This window comes from Carboxylicivirga litoralis, assembly GCF_025499605.1.
Classification (GTDB): Bacteria; Bacteroidota; Bacteroidia; order Bacteroidales; family Marinilabiliaceae; genus Carboxylicivirga; species Carboxylicivirga litoralis.
This window is the reverse complement of sequence record NZ_JAFMVC010000011.1, coordinates 48,573-75,060: the sequence shown is the minus strand read 5'-3', so window position 1 is coordinate 75,060 and position 26,488 is coordinate 48,573. Positions and strand designations below refer to the sequence as shown.

21 protein-coding genes are annotated in these 26,488 nt (G+C 39.3%); 7 read left to right on the top strand and 14 right to left on the bottom strand.

Features of this window, described 5'->3' with window-relative positions; translation table 11 throughout:
* The first annotated feature begins 59 nt into the window (after window positions 1-59).
* Window positions 60-1,109: a 3-deoxy-7-phosphoheptulonate synthase gene (locus J1N10_RS11740; protein ID WP_262326900.1), complete on the top strand. Its 1,050-nt coding sequence runs from the start codon at window positions 60-62 to the stop codon at window positions 1,107-1,109.
* Here the strand turns inward: J1N10_RS11740 and J1N10_RS11735 are convergent.
* The 5 genes from J1N10_RS11735 to J1N10_RS11715 all read right to left on the bottom strand — a co-directional run bounded on the left by J1N10_RS11735 (window position 1,106) and on the right by J1N10_RS11715 (window position 7,722).
* Window positions 1,106-1,858 (bottom strand): glycosyltransferase family 2 protein, encoded by a 753-nt coding sequence (locus J1N10_RS11735; protein WP_262326899.1) that lies wholly within the window; start codon window positions 1,856-1,858, stop codon window positions 1,106-1,108. The two genes, J1N10_RS11740 and J1N10_RS11735, sit on opposite strands and share 4 nt — an antisense overlap.
* Window positions 1,859-1,864: 6 nt before the next feature.
* A complete protein-coding gene (locus tag J1N10_RS11730) occupies window positions 1,865-3,151 on the bottom strand; it encodes a glycosyltransferase family 4 protein (RefSeq protein WP_262326898.1) in 1,287 nt (428 codons plus the stop codon).
* 44 nt (window positions 3,152-3,195) lie between these two features.
* The gene (gene nadB, locus J1N10_RS11725) at window positions 3,196-4,767 is read right to left on the bottom strand and encodes an L-aspartate oxidase (RefSeq protein ID WP_262326897.1); all 1,572 of its coding nucleotides are present in this window, start codon (window positions 4,765-4,767) and stop codon (window positions 3,196-3,198) included.
* 68 nt (window positions 4,768-4,835) lie between these two features.
* Window positions 4,836-6,509 carry a hypothetical protein gene (locus tag J1N10_RS11720; RefSeq protein WP_262326896.1) on the bottom strand — a complete coding sequence of 558 codons (1,674 nt, stop codon included), beginning with the start codon at window positions 6,507-6,509 and terminating at the stop codon, window positions 4,836-4,838.
* Between the two features lie 10 nt (window positions 6,510-6,519).
* The gene (locus J1N10_RS11715) at window positions 6,520-7,722 is read right to left on the bottom strand and encodes a DUF4249 domain-containing protein (RefSeq protein WP_262326895.1); all 1,203 of its coding nucleotides are present in this window, start codon (window positions 7,720-7,722) and stop codon (window positions 6,520-6,522) included.
* 152 nt (window positions 7,723-7,874) lie between these two features.
* On the opposite strand from J1N10_RS11715, the gene J1N10_RS11710 reads away from it, so the two are divergent.
* The 6 genes from J1N10_RS11710 to J1N10_RS11685 all read left to right on the top strand — a co-directional run bounded on the left by J1N10_RS11710 (window position 7,875) and on the right by J1N10_RS11685 (window position 18,854).
* The gene (locus J1N10_RS11710; protein WP_262326894.1) at window positions 7,875-8,609 is read left to right on the top strand and encodes a hypothetical protein; all 735 of its coding nucleotides are present in this window, start codon (window positions 7,875-7,877) and stop codon (window positions 8,607-8,609) included.
* Between the two features lie 9 nt (window positions 8,610-8,618).
* Window positions 8,619-11,393, top strand: coding sequence for a TonB-dependent receptor (locus J1N10_RS11705; RefSeq protein ID WP_262326893.1), 2,775 nt, complete (start codon window positions 8,619-8,621; stop codon window positions 11,391-11,393).
* A gap of 64 nt (window positions 11,394-11,457) precedes the next feature.
* Window positions 11,458-11,823 (top strand): hypothetical protein, encoded by a 366-nt coding sequence (locus J1N10_RS11700; RefSeq protein ID WP_262326892.1) that lies wholly within the window; start codon window positions 11,458-11,460, stop codon window positions 11,821-11,823.
* A gap of 93 nt (window positions 11,824-11,916) precedes the next feature.
* Window positions 11,917-14,157 (top strand): TonB-dependent receptor domain-containing protein, encoded by a 2,241-nt coding sequence (locus J1N10_RS11695; protein WP_262326891.1) that lies wholly within the window; start codon window positions 11,917-11,919, stop codon window positions 14,155-14,157.
* 137 nt (window positions 14,158-14,294) lie between these two features.
* On the top strand, window positions 14,295-16,718 hold the full coding sequence (pbpC, locus tag J1N10_RS11690) for a penicillin-binding protein 1C (protein ID WP_262326890.1): 2,424 nt from the start codon (window positions 14,295-14,297) through the stop codon (window positions 16,716-16,718).
* 414 nt (window positions 16,719-17,132) lie between these two features.
* Window positions 17,133-18,854, top strand: coding sequence for a S41 family peptidase (locus tag J1N10_RS11685; protein WP_262326889.1), 1,722 nt, complete (start codon window positions 17,133-17,135; stop codon window positions 18,852-18,854).
* 106 nt (window positions 18,855-18,960) lie between these two features.
* Here J1N10_RS11685 and J1N10_RS11680 read toward each other — a convergent pair whose 3' ends face one another.
* The 9 genes from J1N10_RS11680 to J1N10_RS11640 form a co-directional block, all read right to left on the bottom strand.
* Window positions 18,961-19,536 (bottom strand): GNAT family N-acetyltransferase, encoded by a 576-nt coding sequence (locus J1N10_RS11680; protein WP_262326888.1) that lies wholly within the window; start codon window positions 19,534-19,536, stop codon window positions 18,961-18,963.
* 62 nt (window positions 19,537-19,598) lie between these two features.
* Window positions 19,599-19,952, bottom strand: a complete 354-nt coding sequence (locus J1N10_RS11675) for a hypothetical protein (RefSeq protein WP_262326887.1) — start codon at window positions 19,950-19,952, stop codon at window positions 19,599-19,601.
* A 79-nt stretch (window positions 19,953-20,031) separates the two neighbouring features.
* Window positions 20,032-20,811: a thioredoxin family protein gene (locus J1N10_RS11670; protein WP_262326886.1), complete on the bottom strand. Its 780-nt coding sequence runs from the start codon at window positions 20,809-20,811 to the stop codon at window positions 20,032-20,034.
* 81 nt (window positions 20,812-20,892) lie between these two features.
* On the bottom strand, window positions 20,893-21,582 hold the full coding sequence (locus J1N10_RS11665) for a hypothetical protein (protein WP_262326885.1): 690 nt from the start codon (window positions 21,580-21,582) through the stop codon (window positions 20,893-20,895).
* A 135-nt stretch (window positions 21,583-21,717) separates the two neighbouring features.
* On the bottom strand, window positions 21,718-22,407 hold the full coding sequence (locus J1N10_RS11660) for a hypothetical protein (RefSeq protein ID WP_262326884.1): 690 nt from the start codon (window positions 22,405-22,407) through the stop codon (window positions 21,718-21,720).
* 11 nt (window positions 22,408-22,418) lie between these two features.
* Window positions 22,419-23,879, bottom strand: a complete 1,461-nt coding sequence (locus J1N10_RS11655; RefSeq protein ID WP_262326883.1) for a hypothetical protein — start codon at window positions 23,877-23,879, stop codon at window positions 22,419-22,421.
* A 247-nt stretch (window positions 23,880-24,126) separates the two neighbouring features.
* Window positions 24,127-24,726, bottom strand: a complete 600-nt coding sequence (locus J1N10_RS11650) for a hypothetical protein (RefSeq protein WP_262326882.1) — start codon at window positions 24,724-24,726, stop codon at window positions 24,127-24,129.
* 928 nt (window positions 24,727-25,654) lie between these two features.
* A complete protein-coding gene (locus J1N10_RS21200; protein ID WP_316044929.1) occupies window positions 25,655-26,002 on the bottom strand; it encodes an NAD(P)H-dependent oxidoreductase in 348 nt (115 codons plus the stop codon).
* Between the two features lie 197 nt (window positions 26,003-26,199).
* Entirely contained in the window at window positions 26,200-26,424 is a 225-nt protein-coding gene (locus tag J1N10_RS11640) for a hypothetical protein (protein ID WP_262326881.1), read from the bottom strand.
* Window positions 26,425-26,488 lie beyond the last annotated feature (64 nt).

The window sequence follows — 26,488 nt, the reverse complement described above, 5'->3', positions numbered from 1 at the left end:
TGTAGTGCCTTAAAGTCTAACATTCTATTACTACCTTTGGGTCATTATCGAGAAACAATATGACAGATTTAAGGATTGAGAACCTCAATGTTTTTGCAGAAGAACCAATCATCACACCAGATGAATTAAAGCGTCAGTATCCATTAACCGACGATATTACCAAAACCATTCTGGACGGACAAAACACTGTTAAACGCATACTTCATAAAAAAGACGAACGTTTATTGGTAGTGGTTGGTCCCTGCTCCATTCACGATATTAAAGCCGCTAAAGAATACGCTCAAAAACTAAAGCTTTTAGCCGATGAAGTGAGTGATACGCTTTATCTGATCATGCGCGTTTATTTCGAAAAACCACGGACAACTGTTGGCTGGCAAGGTTTAATCAATGATCCATATCTAGATAATAGCTGCAACGTAGAAGACGGCCTTAAAATGGCTCGTGAATTACTATTATACATAGCAGAGCTTGGGCTCCCGGCAGCTGGTGAAGCATTGGATATTGTCACGCCACAATACATCCAGGACTTATTTTGCTGGACAGCCATTGGTGCACGAACAACAGAATCACAAAGTCATCGCAACATGGCCAGTGGCCTGTCATCAGTTGTTGGCTTTAAAAACGGTACCAAAGGCAGCATCGACATTGCCATCAATGCGCGCGAATCGGTTGCAGCACCACATAATTTTGTCAGCATCAACCCAGACGGCAAAGTAGCTGTGGTTAAAACGAAAGGCAATCCTAATTCGCATATTATCCTTCGCGGCGGTAAAGAACCCAATTATTCGGCCGAACAAATTGCTCAATATGAATCAGAGTTGAAAATAGCAGGATTAGAACCACGCATCATGATTGATTGCAGCCATGCTAACAGTGGCAAGAAAGCCTGCAACCAATCAATGGTTTTAAACGATATTGCCAATCAAATTACCAGTGGAAATAACTCCATTATGGGTGTGATGATTGAAAGCAACCTTAAATTTGGCAATCAAAAACTTACAAAAGACACCTCAAGTCTTAAATACGGCGTTTCTATCACTGACGAATGCATTGGATGGGAAGAAACGGAAGAAATATTACGAGACTTAAGAAATAAACTTAAAGCTTAAAAGCGCTTATTTTTCGCTACGTATGATAAAAAGCGAATCCCAATTGGAATATGTTTAAATATCGTCTGAATTAAGCCAAAATAGCGCCTCATAATATCGAAACGCTCCTTGAGTCCGGGTACGATGTTTTGCTTCGTCAAACCACCGTCTAAAAACCGCGAGAGCGTTTGATTGGTATTATGAATCACTCCAGCATCTTTTAAAGCCTGTAAACACCACTCAAAATCCGCAGAAAAACGATATTTAGTATTATACAGTTTTGCAATTTTTGTTGAAACCAAAATAGACTGATGACTAACCAACATGCCATTTCTAAAATCTTTCCAACTCAATTGTAAGGGCGGCTGAAGTCGTCTCTCTCCTATTTCCCGCCCCATAACATCAATCATCACAGTATCACCATAAATAACATCGGGCCATTGCTCTTCAAACCCACTAACCATTCTTTCTATAGTTGATGCATCATACACCTCATCACCTGAATTTATAAACCATACAAAATCGCCAGTGGCCATTTTAAGGCCTTTATTCATGGCATCGTACAAACCTTTATCAGGCTCAGTAATCCACTTTGATACTAAAGCTTCATTTGCTTTAATTAAATCAACAGTTCCATCGTTTGAAGCGCCATCAACAATGATGTATTCCACTTTTGAGTATGACTGCGAAGCGATGCTGTCAATGGTTTTCTGAAGCGTTTCAATCCCATTATAAACAATTGTTATGATGGAAATAACAGGATTTTTCATCAATTATTACTTTAATAATGATTTGTAAACAGCTTTATACTGATTCGCCACTACTTCCTCTGAATAATGCTCAACAGCTTTTTGACGGGCATTGGCACTTAGCTGCTCCAAATCACTCACAAACAAGGTTTCATAAATACCTGTTGCCAGACTTAATGAATTTTTCACTTCTGCCAAATAACCCGATTCTTTGTGCGTAATCATTTCAGGCACACCACCAATACTAAACCCAACAACAGGCGTTCCGCAAGCCAATGATTCCATAACGGTATTGGGTAAGTTATCCTGCAAAGAAGGCAAGACATAATTATCGGCTGCACTGTATAAATCAACCAGCACATCAGGATCGGAAACAAACTTAAATGAATTGGTTTTAAACGGAAAGAGCTTTGCCGTTTCAGCATTCATCTTACCAAACACGACCAACTCCGTTTTATCTTTTACTACCGGAAAGTTCTCTGCCAGGATACTTAGCGCTTCTATAAAATAACGCATGCCTTTTCGTGGATCATTTACATTGGCTGCACCAAATAATATTAATCTTTTATCTTCAGGTAAGCCTAAACGTTTACGAGTTTCCTGCTTGCAACGCGGTTGATAGAAATCGGTATCAATTGGATTAGGAATATTATAAAACTCCTTCCTTCTTAATAACTTACTCTCCTGAGAAAGAGTCCTCAACCATTTACTACATGTAACAATACTTAAAGGCGACTCATTATAAATTTTACGTTTCTGTGCAAAAATTCGTGCTGATAAGTCTTTTTTACCCGACTTGCGCAAAAACGGGCAATAGGAACAAAACTCCAGGAATTCGAGACAAGTGCCAGCATAATGACAACCACCGGTAAAACTCCACATATCGTGTTGTGTCCATACAATTGGTTTGCCACACTTAAGTAATTTCCCTAAGGTTTCTATCGACAAAAAACCCTGATTAATCCAATGCAAATGAATGATATCAGCTTCTTTGACTAATGGATGTTCTGTGATATCAATACCCGTGTTAGCAGGTGAAAACGCATATCGCACCGATGCATTACGTTCGTATGGCAAAAAGGTTAATCGCTCCCAGGCGAAACGCGCAAAAGCTTTTTGGCGATAAACAAAACCCTTATCTACTGCATAAACCCCTTCTTCATTGTGAGATAAATCCTGAACCAACAGCTTTGATTCAACACCAAAGCGTCGCAAGGCACGGTTCAGTCGATTAGCCGCTACGGCGGCACCTCCACCAGCATCTGTTTTATTGATTTGCAGGATTTTCAAAGTAGCTGTTCTAATTTCAGCCATAAAAGTAATAAATCTCTCAAATACGCAAAGCTATAAGTGTTTATTTAGCCTTCGAGCTTACCAGGAAAATCAATATTATAATGTAAGCCGCGGCTCTCCTTGCGCTTACGAGCCATCTTGATGATTAAATAACCTACATTAATTTTATTGCGCAAATGGCATATTTTCTCCGATACTTTTGAATCCTGATACAACGCTTCCGTCTCGCGGTAGAGCACTTCTAGACGGTCGTAGGCACGGTTTAAACGAATCTTTGAACGCACAATACCAACATACTTACTCATAATCTGTTGCACCTCTTTATTTGACTGAGTAATTAAAATCATTTCTTCAGGGTGCGAAGTGCCTTCATCGTTCCAATCCGGGATACGCTGGTTGAAATCAATACTGTTTACTTTTTTCACAGCATCAATGGCAGCCGCATTCGAAAAAACCAATGCTTCAATTAAAGAATTACTGGCTAATCGATTGGCTCCATGCAATCCTGTTGAGGCACATTCGCCAGCAGCATATAAATTAGTAATTGAACTTTGCCCTTTTAAGTCGACTTTTATGCCGCCACATAAGTAATGCGCAGCCGGCACCACCGGAATCATGTCTTTGGTAATATCAATCCCCAGCGACATACATTTTTTGTAAATATTTGGAAAATGCTGCTTTGTTTCTTCGGCATCTTTATGGGTAACATCAAGATAAACATACTCTTCACCCCTATTTTTTAATTCATTATCAATGGCCCGAGCCACAATATCGCGGGGCGCCAGACAACCGCGTTCATCATACTTGAGCATAAACTCTTCGCCATTTCGGCGACGAAGAATACCTCCATAGCCACGCATGGCCTCGGTAATCAGAAACGATGGACGCTCTGACAGGTTATACAAAGCTGTTGGATGAAATTGCACAAACTCCATGTTTTCAATAATCCCTTTAGCCCTGAAAACCATCGCAATACCATCTCCTGTTGCAATCAAAGGATTAGTTGTTGTCTGATACACGCTTCCAATACCTCCTGTAGCCATCATGGTTGTTTTGGCCAAATAGGTCTCTATTTTTCCATTGTCCTTGTTGAGAATATAAGCACCGTAACACTCGATATCGCGCATCCAGGGTTCAGTAACCTTCCCCAGGTGGTGTTGGGTAATAATATCTACCGCAAAATGATTTTCGAAAACAGAAATGGAAGGATGCTTTTTTATCGCATCAATTAAAGCACGCTGAATCTCAGCTCCCGTATTGTCCTTATGATGTAAAATACGATGCTCTGAATGACCTCCTTCGCGATGCAAATCAAATCTCCCATCGTCATTCTTATCGAAGTTGGTTCCCCAATCGAGTAATTGCTCAATTTGTTCTGGCGCTTCTTCTACTACTTGTTTAACAGCCTCAATATCACACAAGCCATCACCGGCAATTAAAGTATCGTCAATATGCTTTTCAAACGAATCGGGTTCATAGGTTACGGATGAAATTCCACCTTGTGCATAGGCGGTATTAGTCTCTTTAAGTTCTGTTTTGCTAACCACCGCAACGGTGCCGTGCTTAGCTACTTTTAGTGCATAACTCAATCCGGCAATGCCTGAGCCAATGACTAAAAAATCAAATTCTCTTCTCATCGGAAAAATCTTTGTACAGCACACAAAGGTAGAAAGAATTCAAAACCTATCGATACGATTTCTTAATCCTATTCAACAACAAAGGACTTTGTTGCACATTCTCTTTCACCCTGACTGTTTATCCCGGTTATCACAACGGTATACTCCGAAGTGTCATCGCTTGTATAAAACTCCAGATCTACCTGTTTTTTATTCTGCAAATCAGCAATACTTGCATAATATAGTACATTCCTATAATCAGCTAAACGAGAATTATATAGCTCTTCATTAGAATAGTCAGGACTACTATAGGTGTAAGAATTTAAATAGCCATTGTAAACCTGCCTGAAGATACGATGATCAAATTCCATATTGCCCATATCACTATTACGAGTATAAAACAATACCAAACGCCCAAGATTCTCATCTTTCATGAAATAGTTTAGATTAACAACATCTACTTTCTCCAGGTATTTAGGGTCAATTGCTAAAATACGTTCGATATCACGAACCGGCACTCCATCAACAAAAGATAAAGTACCTCCCTCTTTAGGATATAGCGATTTCTCTTCGTACACCCGAAACTCATATTGTCCCTTGCTCTTTCTTAAACTAACATATGGAACGATTTCCCTAACAACTTCTTCCGTCGTTGGCAAATCAATATATTTATCAATAACAATGGTATTTTCCGGTTGACCATAAAACGACTCCATATTTTCAATCGAATCAGCTTGCGCAACATTAACAAAGTGACTGGCATAAATTGTATTAATCTGCATATTAACGATAGCTTTGTTAATTTGATTCACTTGCGCAGTATCAAGGCTTAATTCAGGGAAGCTACTTTTCGAATAATTCCCCGAAAAGTTATTCTCTAATTCAATTTTATAATGCAGCTTTGTTGTATCAGGCGAATAAGGTTGGATTACCATCTCTTGCCTGCCAAAGCGATTGGCTTCAAAAATAAATTCTCCATTTGCATCTGTTTCTGAAAATTTTAATATCGGATTTTGACTGACGAAAGACAACATCATCTTCTCTTTTGTAATCAAATCATTTGATCTTAAATCAATCACCCGACCTTTTATAATTTCACCTTTGTATTCAGGCACCTTTATGTTTTCTATACTCAAATCAGGATTAACAATTGACTTTTTTAAAGGCTTGCACATTGGACTATACAAACACTTTTTAACAACAGAAACAGTTAAACTACTCCAAGCTAAATCGTCAGTGCTAAAACTAAAACTCACCAATTTCCTATGTTTGTAATTACTCTTCAAACCTCTAAAAAACAGTTTAGACAAGCTGCTGTCAGACATATTATTAGCAATTGCAACATTATTATCTCCACCTCCTTTGGGCAGTGAATTATTTGCAAATGGATTTACTATTGAGATGACTTTACTCTCATAATTATCAGGAGAATAATTTGTCATCCAACGTGTATATACCCTCAACAAGTAATTACCAGTTGAAACTGAATCCGGAATATCAATCAAAGATGTTATATGCCCATCTTTTAAGTACACCTTTTCTTGCACAACTGGCATATTGGCATTATTCAATAATTCAATATATGCAACCTTACTAAGGTTAGATGTTTGTTTAGTCTCAGGCTTTATATTACTAACAGTAAACCAAATAGACTCTCCACCTATATAAATAGTTCGATCAGTATTTATTACAAGCTTTTCTTGCGATAAGGCAAAAGAGTGAATTATAAAAAAAGCACCTAGGGTAAGTAGAATTTTCCTCATGTTAGATTATTTAATCTTCCCAAAAATCAGGTTTTTGTGGATTACCAGTAACAGTGCAGTCAGAACAAGGTGGTGGCGCCAAAAGCAGCCCGATAACAGCCATACTCATGTCGCTGTATATGGCATCGTGTAAATTATAGGGACCAGAAACAACAAGTGTTTCATAAATTTCCAGAGCCGAACTATATGATAAGCCATCAGCCTTAAAGGAATCAACGCGACAACCTTCTTTATAAGAACGTATTGGTAGTTCAATGTCTGCAATTTCCTGACGGTTGATATATAATCGTTCGGAAGCAACGCTACCTGTTTGAAAATATCCCAAAACCGGTTCTTTTGCATCATTGGTGTTTTGTATATTTCCGGTAATTGAAAATGGCTGAGAACCAAAAACATCACCCACATCTTCCGTTGATATTTTTAGTTTATTCCAAAATTCATATTCCTGCTTTGATATACTTAACTGCCTGACCAAAACACTATACCGGACAGTTAACTTATCTGTTACTTCTGAAGGAACAAAACAAACTTCTCGATTTTTAATGGTTGGATTTTCCTGGTTCGAAAAAGAATGGATTAAAACTTGATTTGAGTCATAGCTCTTCCAACAATACTCGTTTTCTATTTTTATATATTCCCAATCTTGAGTTTGGTAATTATAATCCATTAAAACCGGATACGGCACCTTAAACTTCCAATCTTCGTCATAGAGCCACCTCACATAAGTATCTTCACTAGCAGTTCCATCTACTAAAATATGTATACCTTCAAATTCCTCGGTTTCATCTGCATTCCACTCTTTCCCCTTTTTATAATGCACTTTGTTAATGCTTGATTTAGGCACAATAGTACAAGGCTCGGATTGATAAGTGTTACCGTTTGATGTGCGAATTGTCAAGGTATAAGTACCACCAACTCTTGCAATAAATTGTAGTTGATCCGTTTCGTATACACCAGGTTCTATCTCTGTTAAAACTTCTTCCTTACCTGTTTCATCTGTAATCATTACCAAAGCACCAGATTCAACAGATGGCTCTGTATCAAGGTTAGGAACCGAACGAGTAAGATATACTCTATGATTTTTAACCTCATCAGTAATCAACGCATCAACAACTAATAAATCTTCGTAATTGGAAATATCTACCTCATATGGTTCAAGGCAAGATGAAATGCTTATTGCAAGCAGAAAAGTGATAACAATAATTCGATTCATAAAGGATTAAGCTGTGTGGTTATGAGTTCAAAACTGCAAAAAAAAAATCACTTTTTTACGAATAGTTATTAAAATCATTAATTTTTAATTAAATAATGTTAACAATTCGAGTCTTTTTATACTTTTGTTATCACAGTTAAACTTAAACCTTTATGCGTAACCCTACCCAATTTATTGTTTTATTGATAAATTTTTTATTAATAAACTCAGTATTACAAGCTCAAGATACGTCTAGACCAAGCACCGATACAACAACTGACTGTATTCTTCAGCTCTATAAAAATAAGTTTTATAATGAACTTAATTACATTGATGGTCGAGAGTATAAGCCATATCATTATCCAACCAATGAAAATCCATATTTACATTCAACAACAGGAATAGGAACCTTATACATTAATGGAAATGAGTATCCTAAAAAGAAAGTCCTTTACGACATTTTCAAAGATAAGTTAATTGTAAATCCTGATTTTTATAAATTCTCAAATACGTATATCGAACTCAATAAAAATGAAGTTGATTCATTTAAAATTCAGTTCGATTATCGCTCATATATGTTTATCAATTTTAAAAAGGATAAACAAAACATGGGATTAACACCTGGATTTTATGAGCAAATCTATAATTCAGAAAACTCTGCTCTTTTGATAAAGCATTTTGTAAAAAGAGGAGTTAACGACGCCCTGCCAACATACTCATACACTACAGAACGCTATCTTTTCTATGGAAATTACTATTATAACATTACGAACAAAAAAAAGCTATTAGCACTATTCCCACAGCATAAAAAACAACTGAAGAAAAAAATAAAATCCATCAACCACTCCTATAAAAAGATGAGTCCACATCAACTTTCACATCTATTACGTTTTATCGACACACTCTAAGCCTAACCTATGAAACGCCTTTTAATAATTGTTTTTTGTCTTCCTTTATTCAGTGCTGTTAGTCAGAATATTACTTTACAAAAAGACTCAATCTCATTTAATGAGTTAATCGATGTACTTGAAAGCAAATCAGACTACAAGTTTTTCTATACACAAAACTGGACTGAAGATTTGAAGTTAAACCCTAGTTTCAGCCATCAACCTATTAACAAAATTATTGAGTGGTTATCGAAAGAAAGTCAATTGGAATATACGATTATCGATAATACCAAAGTCGTTTTCACAAACGATTACAAGATTAAAACTAATTATGCGCAGCTATACTCCAACTACATTAAAGACAAAGCATCCATCACATTGGATTCCATTGTTTATGCAGCGCCTCAAAAAGAAGACCTAACAGAAGAAAAAATCAACAAAGAATACCTGGTTTTTACCATTGGTAGCCAAGCCAAAAACCTATACTCAAACAAAGCAACTTTAAGCGGCAAAATAACTGACATAGAAAGTGGTGAACCATTGGTAGGAACAGTTGTTTACATCGATGATTTAAAAAATGGTACTGTCACCAATTTATACGGACACTACTCGTTTTCATTGCCCAAAGGCCAATACAAAGTGGAGTACCGTTCGGTTGGTATGAAAACGACCTATCGAAACATTGTGATTCATTCGGATGGTTCACTGGATGTAGAAATGAAAAGTAAACCAACTTCATTAAAGGAAGTAACCATCACGGCTAAAACCGAAGACCCGGTGCGAAACCTGCGCATGGGAATGGAAAAAATAACCATGAAAACACTAAAACAATTGCCACTGGGCATGGGCGAAGCTGATGTCATCAAAACTACCCTTCTTTTGCCCGGTGTGCAAAGTGTTGGAGAAGCATCTAATGGTTTTAATGTGCGTGGTGGTAGCACCGACCAGAATCTGATTTTGCTTAATGATGCCCCCATCATCAACACTTCGCATTTCTTTGGCTTTTTCTCAGGTTTTAATGCCGATATCATCAAAGATATTACCCTTTATAAAAGTGGCATTCCGGCAAAATATGGCGGTCGTGTTTCATCGGTAATGGACATGACCGTTAAGGAAGGGAATCGAAAAGAAACCAAGCTTAATGGTGGCATTAGCCCGGTATCAGGGCGATTAACATTAGAATCGCCAATCAAAAAAGATAAAAGCTCGTTTATTCTGGCCGCACGCACCACCTATTCCGACTGGGTTTTGAAACTACTTGATGATGCCAAACTTAAAAACAGCTCAGCCAATTTCCATGATTTACAAGGAAGCTTTTCATGGGATATTGATGACAATAACAGTATCTACCTAACGGGTTATTACAGTCACGATGACTTTGATTATTACACAGAGGATGCCTTTGAATACAACACTTTAGCTTCGACTGTTAAATGGAAACACATCTTTAGCCCCAAGTTATTTTCGACTTTCTCGGGCATTGTCAGCAATTATGATTATACCACCGAGTCGCGCACCGATTCGAGCTTATTGCATAAAATTGATTATCAATTGAATCAATATAGTTTTAAGTCAGATTTCTCGTACCTATCCAACAAAAATCACAAGATTGATTTTGGCTTACAGGCTACCTGGTACGATTTAATGCCGGGTAAACAACGTCCTACATCCACCGAGTCACTTATTGCCTACAAAGAGTTGGAAAGTGAGCGAGCATTGGAAGCTGCACTATATATCAGCGATGAGTTTGAACTGACGCATTTTATGTCCCTTTCGGCCGGATTAAGGTATTCGATGTACAGTAACTTTGGCCCTAAAACCCAATATAACTATACGGCCGGATTACCACGCACGGTTGATAATATCACTGATACAACACATCATAATAGTGGCGGTATTTCATTTTATTCGGGTCCCGAACTGCGACTCTCTTCCAATATCCGACTAAGTGGCAATAGCTCGCTTAAAATCGGTTATAACCGCATGTACCAATACATCCAGATGATATCCAATACGGCCGCCATGGCACCTACCGACATCTGGAAATTAAGTGATAAATATCTGAAACCTCAACGAGGCGACCAGTATTCAATAGGGTTTTACAAAAACCTAAGAAACAACAGCATTGAAGCATCTATTGAAACCTATTATAAAAGTTTGGATAACATCATTGATTACAAAGGAGGTGCACAATTAGTGATGAACGAACATCTGGAGACCGATGTGTTAAATGGTAGCGGTAGAGCATATGGTGTAGAATTGATGGTTCAGAAAAAGCGAGGAAAACTAACGGGATGGATGAATTACACCTATTCGCGCATTGAACACAAAATAGAAAGTGACTTTGATGAGGAACAGGTGAATAACGGCGATTTCTTCCCGGCCAACTACGATAAACCGCATGATTTTAAATTTGTTGCTAACTATAAGTTCAACCGACGCTTAAATATATCGTCTAACTTCTTTTATAGTACCGGACGACCATTTACAGCTCCGGTAGCTTATTACAACTTTGGCGGAGCTGATAAAGTGTATTATTCCGACCGAAATTCGATGCGCATGCCCGATTATATTCGACTGGATGTAGCCGCTACGCTTAACGGAAACCTGGTGGCTAAAAAACTAAATCACAGCTCCTGGACCTTTGCTGTTTACAATATTTTAGGTCGTCAGAATGCGTATAATATTTTCTTCCGCTCCGAAGGGGAAAGAATTCAAGGCTATAAGATGTCCATCTTTGGTAAGCCTATTTTTACGGTGACTTATAATTTCAAGTTCCTGGGCAACGCAAAAGACGACTTCTAATCAACTCATCACAAAAACATAAGGGGTGTGCCTTTGTTATATCTGCAAAGCACATCCTTTATTTTTGAAAAAATCGCTCCTCATATTATTAGCATTGGTAAGCTTAATCGCTTCTTCAGGTGACTCATTTATCCTTTTGGTTTTTAAAATGAATCAACAATACATTGCTGAAAATTTATGTGAGCAAAAAGAAGTTAAAAACAATACTTGCCAGGGATGTTGTCATCTTAAAAAACAGATGGAGCAGCAAAACGAGCAGGACAAAACCAGTCCTGAGCCTACAAAACGCAAACTGCTTATCGATTTTTTTAATGATTTTAGAAATCCATACAAAGCTTTAAACACCTCAAAAAGTATCTCTTATTGCGTTCGAACACATTTAAGCCTTCAGGCCGTTCACGCCGATATTTTTCATCCTCCCCGCCATTGATTCCTCCATATCGACTTTATTAAAAGCACCCGTTCAGCGCTAAGCACTGAATGAGATTTATGTGCCATTTTTTAATCATTTCACACCTCCAAAATGAATAAATTCATCTTTTTGGTGGCATTACTAGTGTGTGTAATTTTTAACCCCATCCATAGTCAATCGATTCAATTGCTTGACCGGGCGTTAAAAACACCTATTGTTAATGCCAACTACCAATATGGTAGTCAACAAGGAATCAGCGATCAACAAGGAGTTATCACAATCAACTACGAATCAAACAGTTCATTAATTGTTTCACATATTATCTATGGTGCAATTAATTTGAAGCCATCAGAAGTTGAGGCTCTATTAAAACAAGGAACCTATTTATTGACCAATCATGATTACCTGCTGCAACCCGTCAGTATCATTGCTCTTCACCAGCCAGTTACCGATTCTCTGTCGGTGCTGTTTAATAATCAAAACCGCCTGTCGCACGATGCTTCAGCCTTATTGGCTCAGATGCCAGAAGTAGCTTTCATTCGCAAAAGTGGCAGCTATGGATTCGACCCGGTACTGCGGGGCTTTAAATACGACCAGCTCAATATAGTGATGGATGGGGCTCAGAGCGCCAATGCCGCCTGTCCCAACCGCATGGATCCGCCCAGCAGCCAAATGCCGGTTAACATGCTATCGCAAATTACGATTTTAAAAGGCCCTTATTCCTTGCGCTACGGTAATGCCTTTGGTGGCACCATTAATTTCCAAACGGAACAGCCAGGGTTTGGAGATGAACCGGCATTGAATGGCCGCTTGTCGGGTAGCTACGAAAGCAATGGACGCATTTACCGCAGCGAAGGTCTGATCGGTTTCAATGGAAAATCGCACGATATAAAGGTGTTTGGTTCCCTCTCAACAGGTGATAATTATGAAGATGGTAATGGTAATGAAGTGCTTTCATCCTTTAGTAGAAATAACATTGGTACATCCATGGCTTTTAGCTTAAATCACAACCAGGATATTCGCCTGAATGTCAGTCATAACTACGCGAAAGATGTTGACTTTCCAGCCTTACCAATGGATTTGCGAAAAGATGATACCTGGCTGGGCAGCCTCCATCACACCGTGCGCTTTAATAAAAAGCTAAGAAAATGGACGACCAGCCTTTACTCAACGTATGTCGATCACCTGATGGATAACTTCGGTAAAGTGCTCGACCCGCGCACGGTAGATGCCGAAACAGCGGCTAAAACCTATAATTACGGAGGACGATCAGAAGGCCAGTGGTTATTGGGCCCGAACCTTTTATATCTTGGACTTGATTTTCGCGCTGATAAAGCCGAAGGCGAACGTAGTCGCTATTTTTTAATGGGCCCTAATGTGGGAAAGACAGTTTACGATAATGTCTGGCAGAATGCCTGCATTAACAAGGCGTCTCTTTTTACTGAATTCCAACAAGTAGCAGGCAAATGGCAATTGGTATACTCGGCTCGCTTCGAATACAACACAGCCAATGCCGGCCAGGCAGATGCCAATTTCGCTTCCAACTATACCGACCTGTCTTCCAAGACTATCAATCCGGCTATTAGCTTTGGTCTGACGCGACAGTTGAATGCAAAGCTCAGTGCTGAATTATGGCTGGGTCATGCCCAACGCAGTGGTAGTTTAAGCGAGCGTTACATTAACTTTTTACCCGTTGGCGTCGACCCTTACGAAATGCTGGGAAACCCTGAGTTGGATGCGGAAAAAAATAACCAGATGGATTTGAGTCTGACTTACAAATCTTCATCGACACATATTCAGCTAACCGGTTTTATGGCCTTGATGAACGAATATATTTCGTCCGAAATTCGTGACGATATAGCACCTAAATTACCGAGCAGTCCGGGTGTGAGGCAGTTTACCAACATCGATAACGCCCGGTCAACGGGTTTTGAAGCGGTTTGGTTGCAACAACTACCTGCTCACCTTCAGCACCGATTGAGCATGGCATATACCTATGGAAAAAACGATGATAGCGGCGAAGCTTTGCCCGAAATTCCACCGATGGATTTCAGGTATTTATTAAGTGGTCATTACCTCAATGGCAAACTACATCCTGAATTGAGTTTACGCCATGTGTTAAAGCAAAATCGTATTGTCGGCAGTTTTGGAGAAACTAAAACACCTGCTTTTACATTGGTTGATGTATCAGTCAATTATGCGTTGAACCAACACCTGGAGTTGACGGCCACGGCTCATAATATGTTTGATGAAACGTATTATGAACACCTGACGCGCTCAGTAAAAGGAAGCAGTCAGGCTATTTATGCACCCGGAAGAAGCTTTGTGTTGACGCTTGTGGCTAAGCTATAACGTCATATCACTTTAATATCCAATAATGAATAGATTGTTCAGACATATTCACCACAAAGGCACTAAACTCACGAAGGATTAACTTAGTGCCTTTGTGGTTATTTTTATTACATAACGCGTAAATAACAACTGCGGACTTGATAGAAAAGCGTCTTTTAAACCTGTCAGGCTTGCTAAACCTGACAGGTTTCTTAATTTTGAAAGCCATGAAAATGGCTTTTCGCAGCAACAAAAGGAAGTGGTTTTGGACAGGTCTGGTATTGATAGCAATAGCCTATTATTTCTGCCTGCCCAAACAACTATTTAATACGCCCTACTCCTTCATTCTTAACTCCAGGCATGGCGAACTGTTGTCGGCGCACATAGCCAACGATGGCCAATGGCGCTTTGAAGCCGGCGACTCAGTCCCTGATAAATTTGAGCAAGCCATTATTCATTTCGAAGATGAGTATTTTCGCTATCATCTGGGCTTTAACCCGGTTTCCTTGCTGCGTGCCACCTGGCAAAACCTGATAGCGGGGCAAATCAAAAGCGGTGGCAGCACACTCTCCATGCAAGTGATTCGCCTGGCGTACAAACGCCCTCGCACCGTTTGGAATAAATTGATTGAAACCATTCAGGCAACACGCCTCGAATTACGTTATTCCAAAGATGAGATTCTGAATTTATATGCCGCACATGCGCCCTTTGGCGGTAATGTGGTGGGTATCGAAGCCGCTGCCTGGCGCTATTTTGGCCGTGCAGCACATGACCTGTCCTGGAGCGAATCGGCGCTGCTGGCCGTATTGCCCAATGCACCGTCCATGATTCATCCGGGAAAAAACCGTGAGGCTTTAATGCGCAAACGTAATTTTTTACTCAATAAATTACTGGATAATCACCTAATCGATTCAACAGAGCATTACCTGGCCTGCGCCGAGCCGTTGCCCGATAAGCCATTGCCACTTCCACAGAAGGCTCCTCACCTTTTGAATACACTCATCCAGAATCATACGGACAACAGCTTTAACTCAACACTCAATAAAAACCTGCAGGAACAAGCCAGTCAGATTGTTGAGAATTTTCACAGCATCAACAGGCATAACGAAATTCATAATATAGCGGCTATTATCATTGATAATAAAACAGCCGAAGTAAAAGCCTATGTGGGCAATTCGTCGTTTAACACCCATGGCTACGGGCACGATGTGGATATTATCCAATCGAAGCGAAGCACCGGAAGTACGCTAAAACCCTTTCTGTATGCCGCCGCTCTGGATGATGGTTTGTTGTTGCCACAAATGTTACTCTCCGACATCCCCACCTATTACAGTGATTTTTCGCCACAAAATTACAACAAGCAATTTGATGGAGCCGTTCCTGCTCACACCGCACTCTCACGTTCTTTAAATGTCCCTTTTGTGCGTCTTCAGGATAATTACGGAACCGAAAAGTTTCATACGCTTTTACGCCAACTGGGTATCAGCACCATTAACAAACCGGCTTCTCACTATGGTTTATCCCTGATATTAGGCGGCGCCGAAACCTCTTTGCACGAGTTATCATCCGTTTATTCATCCATGGCACGTTGCCTGATGACTTACACCAATGAGTCGGCTCAATACGACAAAAATGATTTTCGCTTAGCCCGGTTAACCAACACTGACGAAGGCTCAGAGCCCCAACTCAGTTTTCAGCCCACGGTGTTATCTGCCGCCGCTATTTATCACACTTTTGTGGCTTTAACCAATGTGCAACGGCCTGAGGAAGAAACCGGCTGGGAAAACTTTTCATCGGGACGAAAAATAGCCTGGAAAACAGGCACAAGCTATGGCTTTAGAGATGCCTGGGCCGTTGGTGTGACGCCGGAATACACGGTTGGTGTCTGGGTGGGTAATGCCAGTGGCGAAGGACGTCCGGGCATCATCGGCGGAAGCGCAGCAGCTCCTGTCCTGTTTGAACTGTATCGTCAGTTACCGCCCTCATCATGGTTTGCAGCACCTTATGACAATATGCAGCAGACCGCCATTTGCCGGCAAAGTGGTTATAAAGCTTCCCAATTCTGCACCGACATTGATTCGGTATTCATTCCTGCTATTCAACACGATCTGCCAGTGTGTCCTTATCATCATCTGGTACACTTAAGTGCCGATAAACAATACCGTGTGAATGCCGACTGCTATCCAACGGAAAAAATGCAGCATGAAAGCTGGTTTACATTGCCTCCGGTGATGGCCTGGTATTACCAGTTTCGAAATCCGCTTTATAAAACGCTGCCTCCGTTCAAAAAAGGCTGTTATGAGCAACAACAGGCTATTGAAATCATTTATCCACAAGCCAATACGCAACTTTTTGTACCTAAGGAAATAGATGGTAGCCTGGGGCAGATCATTTGCAAAGCTACCCATCAAAAAGCATCGACTCACCTGTTTTGGCACCTCGATAATGCCTACCTGGGCGAAACCGTTCATCATCATCAAATGGCCATCGCACCCGAAAAAGGCTGGCATACCCTTATTGTCACTGATGAAGATGGTAATTCGGAGCGTTGCCGGTTTGAGTCCTTGGGCAAAGGGGAATAGTGTGTGTAAGTCCTAAGTCCTCGGCGGGTTTCTGTTGTGGTTCTGAGTTCTGGGTTTTCAGATAAAGCAGTTGACCAGTTTATCAGTTCGACATTTTTGAACCTTCTTCCCTGCCAATTGGTTAATAATAAGTTAAAGTCCCACCCGACCTTAGCTTGACAGCTTGATTCTTTTGTATGAAATATTAACTTTGTGAACCACGCTAGTGAGAACGATTCGCAAATTTTATAAAATGAATCACGTTTAAGCTAGTCCCGACTTAGAGTCAGTTTAACTTTTGAAAAAAATTCTTTACTGAATCTTAGTCGCTGTCGGAGACAGAAATAATTTTTGAATTATTTGGACGATGGTAAGGTCTTTGCATATTGCCGCAACAGACAAATTAACTCAGGTAAAAAATATTAAACATTGAATATGAACAACTTTCTGAGAACACGTAAAGTAAGATGGATTACAGGCGTTTCGCTTGTAATGGTGATGATGTTAGGACTTTACAGTTTTAACGATGATAAACGCAATTTCGAAGTCGTTAAAAACCTCGATATCTTCTATACACTCTTCCGCGAAGTGAACAGTTACTATGTGGATGAGACTGACCCGGAAGAATTGATTACCGAAGGGATTAATAATATGTTGGAGTCGTTGGACCCATACACCACGTATATTCCTGAGTCGGACATGGAAGATTTCCGCTTTATGACCACCGGTGAATATGCAGGAATTGGTTCCTTAATTTCGAAACGTGGCGAATACGTGGTAATTGCCGAGCCTTACGAAGGTTTTCCGGCCGCATTGGCTGGTTTAAAAGCAGGTGATAAAATACTGGAGATTGATGGCAAAGACATGGTGGGTAAAAATACACCTGATGTGAGCAACAATCTGAAAGGCCCTGCTAATACTGAATTAAAAATCAAAGTGCAGCGACCAGGAACCGAAAAACCAATAACTGTTGAACTGGAACGTCAAAAGATTTCGATTAATCCGGTGCCTTACTATGGCATGGTTAACGAAGAAACAGGTATCATCCAGCTAAATAACTTTACACAAGACTGTTCACGTGAAATTGAAAAAGCCTTTTTGGACCTGCGTGATAAACAGGGAGCTAAAAGCATTGTATTAGACTTACGTGCCAACCCGGGAGGATTGTTGGACGAAGCCGTGAAAATTGTCAACTTATTTGTTCCTAAAGGTTCAGAAGTGGTGAGCACTCGCGGAAAAGTAAAACAGTGGGACAAAACCTACAATGCCATGCGTCAGCCAATAGATACAGTGATGCCACTGGCCGTATTAATCAGTCGTGGTTCAGCTTCGGCTTCTGAGATTGTGTCAGGTGCTTTGCAAGACCTTGACCGTGCTGTGGTTCTTGGTCAACGCTCGTTTGGAAAAGGTTTGGTTCAAACAACTCGCAACCTGTCGTACAATGCCAAGTTAAAAGTAACAACGGCTAAATACTATATTCCTTCAGGCCGATGCATCCAGGCCTTGGATTACACGCATCGCGACGAAGATGGTGCGGTTGGTTTAGTAGCTGATTCGTTAATCTCTGAATACAAAACATTGAATGGTCGCTCGGTATTTGATGGTGGCGGTATTTCACCAGATATCAAAGTGGAATCGCCAAAATATGCTAACGTTACCTTTGCATTAGTGGTGCAAAGCATGATTTTTGATTATGCCACGAACTTTGTTTTAAAGAACAAAACCATTGATGCGCCTGAAAAATTCGCTGTTTCAGAAGAAGCCTACAATGAGTTTATCGAGTTTGTGAAGGCTAAGGATGACTTCCGTTACGAATCCTTATCACAGGAGAAATTCAAAGACCTGGTGAAAACAGCCAAACGCGAAGGTTACTACGAAAAAGCTGAAGCTGACTTTACGGCCATGGAAGAACTATTGAAGCTGGACGTAGAAAAAGATATGCGCCAATTTGAGGATGAAATAAAGGAGTTAATGGTAATGGAGATAACCAAGCGTTACTACTACCAAAAAGGCGCCATTAAAGCCAGTTTAAATAACGATGTTGAATTGGAAGAAGCCAAGAAGCTGTTAAAAGACATGAGTCAGTATAATGGTTTGCTCGATGGCACTGTGGCCAGCCATGCCGGCGACCGCCCTTCAAGAGCTAAGAAAAGCTAACAACTTAGAAAGATAGATACAGAAAAGCGCTTGCCGATTGGTAAGCGCTTTTTTAATAGCCTAAAACGATTCTTGTATTTTGGTTTTAAATGGTCATAATTGAGCATTATACCGGCATCCACCTGAAAAAATACAAGTCAAAATCATCCATAGGTAATTTTATTTGCTTATACAGCTCAAAGCCACTTCTATTATAAAAATGAAGGTTGGCTAATGTTGATGTTTCAAGGTAAATAGGTAGTTTTTGCTTATTACATAAACCCATAATTTCAGCCAGCAATTTACTTCCTATACCTTGTCCTTGCAAAGATGCATCGACTCCAATAAACCACAAATGACAATAGGGTATCTGTGGATGAAATTGCTTAATAAGCTTTTCGCGCTTCATCAACTGAAACCCCATTCGAAGACCTGATACTTTAAACACATAAAACAGGTCATCCCATATGGATGCTTTTTTTCTATTGGATTGGCTACACAATACTGCTCCTGTTTTATCCGAATTTAAAAAAGCCTGCTGGTTACGAATACTAATACGACTAACGTAAGCTATTTGATTTTCGATACGCTGCAGTCGTTTCCCATCCTGCTTCACACAGCGGTTAACACTTCGGTTATTGACAAAAGCTGGAGCAAGTATTTTAATGATGGTAGGAATATCCTGACTGGTAGCGGTAATCATTGGTTTGAGATAAAAGTTGCCAGACATGAAAACACATGCAGTAGCTTAATTTAATTATTCACTTACTTTTTAAATATAAAAGTGGTGCAAATAACATTATCCGAATTACCACCAGTTGTTGAAACCAAGGTATATCCTTTTGTTTCAATCTCATTGATTTTAGCATGAATAGCTAATAAGTTTTGCTCTGGTTTACTCGCATTGAGTTTGCCCAAGGGCTCTTTCTCCACCGTTCCGTCTTCATAAATAGTCACCATACTCGATGGTTTCATACCATATATCTCAAAGGTACGAACCATAATGACTGAATTATTGGGTGATGGAGTTTCCGGCTCTTGTGGAGTCATTAAGCTGGTGAGTGTAAATATTCCCACAAGCGAAACCATAAGGAGTAGAATGATGTGTGATTTTTTCATAAATATATTGATTTAGAATGTGTGTTTAGACTTTATCATCTGGATTATTTAATAGAGTTAATAAATCGTTGTTATAATTTTACTGCATGCTATACTTTGCACTCTCTTCCTTCATTCCTTCGTTTTGGTATGCCATGGCCAAAATCTTAAAAGCCAGCTTTTTATTTGTCTCATCCAATTTATCGAGTCCTTTTTTATCAACCAATTGCTTGATTACCTTTTTATTTTGATTATTCAAAACACTGGTATACAAGGCTAATAACTCTATTTTTTCAAGCAACAAAGCGTCTTTTTTACCACAAACTTTTGACGCTTTTTTAAGTAGTTTTGTATCCTGATTAACTACATAACGACGATATCCACCTTCTGTGTTTTTTATTTCTTCTTTTAATAAGCGGTCGGCTTCTAAGCAATTTTCAAAACTAAGCGTTTCTTGTTCCATCAAATACATCGCTCTGGTAAGTCCACTTACATCTTTAGGAAATGATGCCAATGCTTTAAACATACTACTATGATTACTAACTCCATTTAAAACCTCAACAATATTACCATGACAATCCATAACAATAATAGCCGGGATAGCTTTTATCATGTAGCTATTAGCAACTTCAGAATAGATATCTACATCAACTTTAACGCAGTTAAAGTTAGCCATGGCTGTTTTTACCTCTTCTTTACTCCACACCTCTGCATCCAATTCGCGACATGGACCACACCAATTTGCCCAAAAATCAACGAGCAATAATTTATTATTCTTTTGGGCCATGTTTTTTGCCTCATCAAATGAATATACCCAATTTTGTGAATAACATGCACACGTTAATACAAATGCGATTATAGTAAGGTTAATTTGTTTCATAATAATTACTTTTAAAATATTATTAATATAAATTAAATCGTAAAGCGGCAGTTCAACACTGCCACTTTTTACTTTTGTTATCTAATTATCAGGTGTAATACCAACACCGCCAGTACCCGACCCTTTGCGCTTAAATGTTATGGTTTTACGACGCAATACCTTAGGCACACGTTCTAATAACTCATCCGGCGCTTTTTCATAGGTGTAATCGGCACGTATAGTTATCTCCTCGTTTTCTCCCGTAGGATGTTGAACCCCCTTTATCTCCATACGCAATGTATTGGCATCAACCACATGCAAATACCCACTAACAGAAATCTGGTTAACTCCTCCTGCAAAATCAGAAGGTCCAATGCGAAAAAATATCGTATTTAAGTTATTAATATCATCGTAACCTGTGCCACCTATAGATATATCAAAGTTAGTTTGAAAATCGGGGTGGGTAATGTTTTCAGCCAAACACCTATCAATATAACCTGAACAACCCCATTCCATTCTTTCTTTGTATTGTATATCAAACTTTAGATTTACTTCTTGCGCCAGCCATTGTCCAACCAATTGACGATAGGCAATCTTTGCCTCAAGTTTATCCTTCAAATAATCCTTTCCATTATAGGTATCCATCATACCTAGATTTCCATATTTTGTATACAGCATTTTTTCCTGCATGGGTGTGATGGGGGTAATATCAGGATTTATTTCAATATCTTTTTGTGCTAAACCATTTATTGTTAAGCTAATGGTAAATGCAATTATTATTAACGTTTTCATATACCAAACAGTAATAAGCAAAGAAGCTGTCCAAAAACACAGTTCGTTCATCAAGTTGCGTCCTGAGCTAATTGAAGGGGTTCATCTCATTGACCGAGTTCATTTTTCGTTTTCGGACAACCACTTTATATTTTACTAATTATCAGGTGTAATACCAACACCGCCAGTACCCGACCCTTTGCGCTTAAATGTTATGGTTTTACGACGCAATACCTTAGGTACACGAGCCAATAACTCATCGGGCGTTTTTTCATAGGTATAATCGGCACGTATAGTTATCTCCTCATTATCTCCAGAAGGATGACGCACCCCTTTTATCTCCATGCGTATAGTATTGGCATCAACCACATGCAAATACCCACTAACAGAAATCTGATTAACGCCTCCTGCAAAATCAGAAGGCCCAATCCGAAAAAATATAGTTTTTAAGTTATTAATATCGTCATAGCTACTACCACCTATTCTTATATGGAATCGAGTTTGAAAACTTGGGTGAGTAATGTTTTCAGCAAAACATCTATCTCCATATCGATAGCTGCGATAATCATCCCGTTCTTTAAATTGTATAGTCAATTCCAAATCACTTATTTCCTGTGCCTGCCATTGACCAACCAATTGACGATAGGCCGTCTTTGCAGCCGGTTTATATTTTATATATTCCTTTCCATTATAGGTTTCTATTGTACCTATGTTATTAAATTTAGTATACAGCATTTTTTCCTGCATGGGTGTGATGGGTGTTGCATCAGTATTAAGATTAGGCTTTTGCGCAAAGCCATTTAATGCCATGCCTATGGTAAATACAATTATTATTAACGTTTTCATATATTTTGGGTTTAGTTATTACAAGGTGTTACTTTATTTTTTCGATTACTTGGATGTGGATTTTCCTGAGTAATATGGTACCAGGTATCCGCTGATGAAAAATCAACATTGTTATTATTACTTGAACATAATAAACTTATACCATATTGACCAAATAATTCGGTAAAAACTTCTCGTGATATTTGATCCATATCTATATATCCATTAGGATTAAAATCCTCTATTTCATTCTGCATTCTCATTTCTTGTTGCTCCATTAACTCATCTGCTCTATTGTGAAAATTGGAGTCTATAAAAGTTTGCTTGTCATCAATCTGCAATATGTAAGTGGCTTTATCGTGTATGACCATAAACACAAAATCGGGTGTTATTGTAGAGGTACCGTCGGTTAACATATCGTGTACCAGTCCCACATCAGTAGCACTAAAGCAAGTGACAGTCAGCGGTTGGTCACCGCCATTGGCCGCCCGTTTAGTATGGTTGTGTACCATCATATCTACTGTTCTGTATCGTCTCCAATGCATATCCACAGTGCCTCCATTAGCTGCGCCCTCTCTATCGTCGCGAGTGCCATCGGAATAAAAAATAGTGGCATGCTCGGTGTCATATTTAGCATTTTGCCGTAACTCTTTTAAGCGGTCAATATATGTTTGAGGCAATCCGGTATTAATGTAATATATACCTTCGCAAGGATCTTTTGTTATAGTATTCGAATTTGATGAGTCACTACCTTCACCTGTTCCACCACCACTACCTCCATCAAATCCACTGTAATCACTACCTCCACCGCCACTTCCGCTATCTGTATTTTCCCAAACATGTACATATGTGGTTTCGCACTCATAGCGTGTACTAACAAGTTCGCCATCAACATAACCTTCAATGGTATAACATTTTTGCACAGCAATCGTTCCTTTTAATTGTGTTCCCGATTCTGCCGAACCTAACCTAACATTACCATTTGGCAAATAGTCACTTTGACCAAATACCTTAAAATCGGCCAATATAAATAAGTCAATCACTTTTTCAAGTGTTAAATCGGGTTTAAGCGAATCAACATATGCATCGTATTGACCGCGCCTTATAACATAACACTGCAGGTAATTGTCTTTAAATGCCGAAATAATCAATGCCTGCACTTGCGTATCAGCATCATTATAAACAGGTACTTGTAACACATTTTCGTTTTCGATAGTAAAATACCGGGCATTCTCCCAGTCACTATAACCAAGTTCATCTACAAACTCAGGAATAAAATTAACCCTATCGTTATAGGCCTTAAGTGAATCAATTGATAGGTTTGTAAACTCCACTTTTTCATTTGAAGCTCCACTCTTCAGATTTTGATAATCGAAAAAACGATTGACTTCCACATCATCGTTTACATGATTTGGGTGTTCTTCTTGTTCGCAGCCTATTACTGCTCCAATTAAGATCAAAAGGCATAGGTACTTTAGTTGTGTGTGTTTCATAGATTTTGTTTTAAAATAATAAATGGGTTTTAGTTGTTAGTAATTAGTCTGTAAACAGTGGCCCCGATAGTTATCTGGGTAGGCAGAAGAGAGAAGGCAGTAGGTGCTACTATAATGTAATTATTACATCCCCACCCCACTACCTTGGGCAGCGCACTTCCTCTTGCTTTCAAGTACAAAGGGAAAAGCCATCCTTGTTGCCTTACTGGCCATTGGCTATAAGCCAACAGCCATTAGGTTTATTCCACTACTCTTCTTCTTCGAGCTTACTGCCAGCGCGCAGGTCGACAATTACGCGGGCCGCTTTGTAGATATTATACACCTTAGGCTTACTGGCTTTGAGCAGTTCTATTAGCTTATCGGCTTTATTGCGCAGCAGGTCGTTGGCTTCTTTCATCAATACATCAAGCTCCTGGCGTGCCTGGGCACGGGTAACAATGGCATTACGCGGAGCGGCAATAACCGTGGCAAACTCGTCTATTTCGTTTTTAAGTTGTGATACATCTTCAACCGATTGTCCATAATCAACCAATGCATCGCCCAATTGCGCACCTTGTGTATACACATTGGTACAGGTAATTTTCAATTTCTCAGCCGACATGGCGCCCAGCAACGACGGCGACACTTTGCAAGCCACCAGCAAGTCGGGTTTCCCCTCTATTTGAGCATACACATACATGGCAGCCGCCAACTTAACGGTGGCGTCAATCATTTCTTTTTCCGCCTGTTGTTTAAGCTGTGTACTACCGGTGGTGTTGCCTTGCTGAATTTGATACACCCCATCAATTTCGGTTAATGCGGCATAAAACTCATTAATAATAGTTTCGAATGCAGGGATGGTGTTCATCTAGTTTGAATAGGTTTCAAACACATGTTTTACGGCCATAAACATAGCCAGTTGATTACGTTGTTTTGCAGTCATTGTATAAACTTAGATTAGTTAAAAAAGAGCATACCAATGCCCTCTACTTATTAATTGCAAAACCGAAAAAGCGTAACACTTACAAAATCAAACCAAAGAGTGATTATAGGATTAACAAAGGATTTTATTAGATGAATAGTTGAATTTCATTGATGAATATTTAAAATAATTAATATCATAATATTATTTTATTATGTATTTATAATCTAGTATACCACCTCTTTATACCAATTTCATGCTCATATACTACTAAACCTATACCAAATACTAAAAACGTTTCGCAGCTAGGTCATAGTCTCTTCCAGAAGACTAATTGGTACTGACAGACACGAATTAGGTACCATCAGCATATTAATAGCCACAGTCTGCATGATAATAGATGCTGTTAGCATTATACTTAATATAGTTAGCACCAATCTAGGCGTAATCAGAGATGTAAAAGGTGTTTAAATACATGTCCTAGATACAGACAGTGTCGTGAAAGATATATTCAGGAGAATACTTGGCGCACACAAATTCACAATAGGTATTGATAATATCGTGATAGATACAAACAGCTTTACACCAGATACTAAAAATAGAGTAAATAATAGTAACAAAGCAAATACCGAAGAAACCACTTTTAGACATCCTTTTCCCCCAACCTTTCCACCTTTTCCAACCATTTTAAACGCGTATCGCGCCTCGATGATTTAACGGGTGAAAAAGCCGTAATTTTAATTGGTTTAATACCGCAGAAGTTAAGTATGCCTTTTTTCATTGCATTGTGTCCCGGCTGCTTAAAAATAAAACGGTAGTACCAGCCTGGTGTGTCCATGGTTACTATCAGGCGTGCACTTTTGCCTGTTAGTAGTTAATCCCATAGGGGCGAGTTGTCGCGATAGCTAAACGCAAAACCAGGTAAGAAAACGCGATCGATAAAACTTTTGAGCAAGGCAGGTTGCGTGCTCCACCAAATGGGATACACAAACACCAGGTGGTCGGCATCTTTTATGGCTTGTTGAGCCATCACCAGATCAGGCTCCAGATCAGTTCGCTGATGATAACCATGTCCCAGCATGGGTGAGAATTGCAGGTCAGCAAGGTTAATCAAGCAGCAAGTAGCTCCTGCTTGTTCGGCTCCTTTTTGATAGGCTTTGGCCAATGCGTGGCATAGACTTTTATTATTGGGATTTCCGTTGATAATAAGGATGTTTTTCATGCCTTGAGGGTTTGGTATTGATGCAAGGTAGGAAATTTTTTAGCTTGCTTAGAAATGATAAAGTGTCGAACTGAGAAATCGAGGAACTGATAAATCGGGAAACAAAAAACCGGCAAGCTCTTCGAACTTACCATGAAAATATCGTGGGTTCGAACTATCTTACATCATCAATCAAACATCGCAAATCCTCACATCCACTACTTCATTTCATAAAAATTCTCGCCATTCCTTATACAGTTCTCAATGGCTTTTAATTCGTTTTCGGCCAAAACCTCCGACTCGTATTTACCTAACTCCTCTCCTGCCTCCAAACTGCCTTGAGCTACCATTGCCCCAGTTAAATAATATTTTCCAAAGGACTTCACCAGTTTAATTTTCGAAACATCAACTAAGGTCTTTTTGTCTTTTGTTTTAATCCACATAGGTTTGGTTTATAATTGATTATTATCTGTCGAATTGAAAAATTGATGATCGAGGAACTGTTAA